The organism is Halarchaeum salinum (assembly GCF_039520965.1).
GTDB classification, from domain to species: Archaea; Halobacteriota; Halobacteria; order Halobacteriales; family Halobacteriaceae; genus Halarchaeum; species Halarchaeum salinum.
In genome coordinates, this window is sequence record NZ_BAAABL010000053.1 from 1 (window position 1) to 3,053 (window position 3,053).

A 3,053-nucleotide genomic window follows, 5' to 3' on the forward strand; every position below is an offset into this window, starting at 1 on the left:
CGTCCAAATCCCCTGAAATCAGCGATACAATCCGCAGAGGGCGTCGGCGTTCAACGGAGCATGTATTTTCGATATCCTCCGAACCTGTGGATGTTGCGAAGATGGCTCTATAATGCACAGGTATCACAGCTAAGAAGTCTGGAAGAAGTACCCGAGCAAGTCTTGGAACGCGCTTCCGGGAGAACTGTCTGATATCGTTCACAAATCCGGTGAGAAATCGGCGTCCGGGACAGCACTGCCGCTCACGACCGAGCAAGCCCAGCGGAAACGAGGGAGTTAGTCGGGCGGGTCGAGGCCGTAACTCTTCTTGGCAAACGTCAGGAACGAGTTCGCCGTGATCGCCGGTTCGTTCCCAACCTCCCCGTCCATCTCCAACTGCACGAGGATGTCCACAAGCCGCCAGCAGTTGTAGAGGACGCAGGCGAACGCGAAGTTGAAGTACCGGAACCGGTGGTCTGGCGACTGCGTCTCCGCGAGGAACGTCTTCAGCTTCTTGAACCCGTTCTCGATGCCCCAGCGCCGCTTGTACCGGACCATCAGCCGCCCAACCTGGTGCTTCATCTCCTGCTCATCCTCGGGATCAACGTCCACCCACGGGATGTTCGTCTCGAAGGGTACCGTCGGCGCTTCAACCCGTGCCGGCTCCTCGATTACCTCCTCTTCGGCAACCTCATCGAGAAGGTCCCTTAGTGGCGAGTCGCTGTCGCGGTCCTCCGAGAGCGGTGTCGTGTCGCCGACGTCCTCAAAGTCCTCGATGAGTTCCTGTCGAATTGTGACGTCCGTCCCGTCATCGTCTTCGTCCTCACGCCCCCACTCGCGTTTCGGGAGGTAGACCGCTTTCCGTGTCGGGCCATCGTCCAGACGCTCCTGCTCGACCACGTCAAAGTCTTTGTCCTCGCTGGCGAGCTTGGCGATCTGGTGCTCGTGGTCGCTACTGGACCGGACAACGCCGGGGTTCAGGTAGTGGACGTCGTGTTTCTCGCAGGCGTCCTTCACGCCGTCAAGCGCGAACTCGCGGTCCATCATCACCAAATCGAGTCCGGGGACAATGTCGGTCGCGCCGTCGAGGAGATCGTCCACGATGTCCGCTCGCTTCCGACCACGAACAACCGGGACGGCATCAAGGATCAGCGGGATGTCGTGGCCGACGAGTTTGATGACCGCCCACTGGAAGAACGGCCCGTTGTCTCCCTTGTACCCGAGAATCCACGGCTCCTGATTCTGTCCGCTGCTATCGCGTTCAACGTGGCCGCTCCACGGGTTGCCCTTCGTGAAGTCGATTGCCGCCATCTGCTTGCGCCCCATCTTGTCCTTCGACTTCGCCCGCGCAACGAGCGTCCGGCCAGTCTCCCGGAGCATTGTCCGAATGCGCTCAACGCCGAGCGTCTTCGTCTGTAACCGGTGCGAGTCGCCCGACGGCGTCTTCCGCCGGGTCGATTCCTCGGCGAAGTTTCCGGCACCGTCGTGCGGGTGCATATCCGACCGCATCCCGAGGTAGGCCTGCTGCTCCCAGAACGCACCCTCGGGAATGGAGGCGTTGTCGCCGCGGTTGAGGTGGAAGCAGTCCTCGACGATAGGCTTCGCTCCCTTCCAGACCTCACGGGCCTTTTCGCGGGCGAGCGTGTCCTTGCTCTTCGAGTTCGTCACCGTATCGGTCAGCTGATCAGGCAGAAACTCGGGTTCGGGCGCGGGGATGTCGTGGTAGCGGGCGATATCCACGACGACTTCGGCGGCGTCTCGTACCGCGTCCTGTACCTCGGAGAGACGGTATTCCCACGCTCGATAGAGGGTTGACTGGTCGGGAATGCCGTCGAAGCCCAGCTGCGTGCAGAGGAACGGCTTCTGCTTGAGGTAGCGCCAGAGTGTTTTCTCGTTCTTCCAGCCTTTCACGCACCGTAGGACGTGAGCGCGAAAGACGGCTCCCCAGGGCTTCGGGTGGCCCTGTTCGTGATCGTAGGAATCGTAGAAGCGGAGGTAGCAGGCTGGGATTTCGGCGACGAGGTCGTCCAGCGTCACCGAGCGGTCGTGTCGGACCTGTTGTTCACGCGGGTAGGTCTTGAGGACGCCATCGACCATCTCGTAGAACGTCATATCGAAAGAGGCAGCGCGGACGAGCGTGCAATCGTCAGAGCCGTAGAGACCGTCAACGGGGTAATCACTTGGTGTGGATTCGTAGCCAGCACTCTCGATATTCCTCGTTGGACCGAGCCACTTCCACCGGGAATTTTTGGGCGGACGCGCCGTCTGTGACACTACTGTCAATTCTGGCGTTTTGTCATAAAAGCATTCGCCTACTGGGGGTACGCTATTCGTTGGTCCGCTACGCCCCCTACCAGTAGTGAGAGCATCATACAACCATTCACATACCCCGTCTATCGATGCTGTTGCACCGATAAGTGCAGACCGTTGGGCTATCGGCCCAGTGCAGTGAAACATCCATAGAGTACGAATGCGGCCCCAATTACCAGTCCGCCCCCGAACCTCCCAATCGTAGGTGAGGCGGCGACAGCGATAGCGGCGACACAGATTCCGACGAGTATCCAAAACAGCCCGACCACCCGATCATCGAGATCCTTGAACCATGGTACGATACGAGGAGCGAGGGTTTGGGAAAGCCCAAAGATAGCGAGGGCAACACTCGCTATGACCCCGCCACTATTGATGGGGTCTGTCGTAAACACGAACACACCCAAGGCTACCAGTGCAACAAGAAGTGTGCTTATTCCGGCCCAAACACCACCGAACTCGTCCTCATCAATTTCGTGCATATTGTAGAGCGGATTACCGGAATAGTAGTTAGCGAGTACGACCCCGACAGTTCATATGGGTAACTAGCTAGATGGAGCGTGTCATAGAACTCTTCACACACTATGGTCGGTCTGATTACTATTATAGCAAGTTATTAGCTTAGAGAACCGTGCACTAAGTGCACGCAGTTTAAAACCAGTCAGAGACTACCCTTTCGTTTCCGAATAATGATTTCTCGTACGTGTTTACCCCGAGGACGCAACAGCGGGCACAGCCTGAGCTCGTGAAATCATCTCGTTGTCTCG

2 protein-coding genes are annotated in these 3,053 nt (G+C 58.2%); both read right to left on the reverse strand.

Annotated elements, in window-relative coordinates:
- Positions 1–276 precede the first annotated feature (276 nt).
- The gene (locus ABDZ36_RS09315) at positions 277–2,091 is read right to left on the reverse strand and encodes a transposase (protein WP_188880027.1); all 1,815 of its coding nucleotides are present in this window, start codon (positions 2,089–2,091) and stop codon (positions 277–279) included.
- Between the two features lie 320 nt (positions 2,092–2,411).
- Positions 2,412–2,768: a hypothetical protein gene (locus ABDZ36_RS09320; RefSeq protein WP_188879985.1), complete on the reverse strand. Its 357-nt coding sequence runs from the start codon at positions 2,766–2,768 to the stop codon at positions 2,412–2,414.
- Positions 2,769–3,053 lie beyond the last annotated feature (285 nt).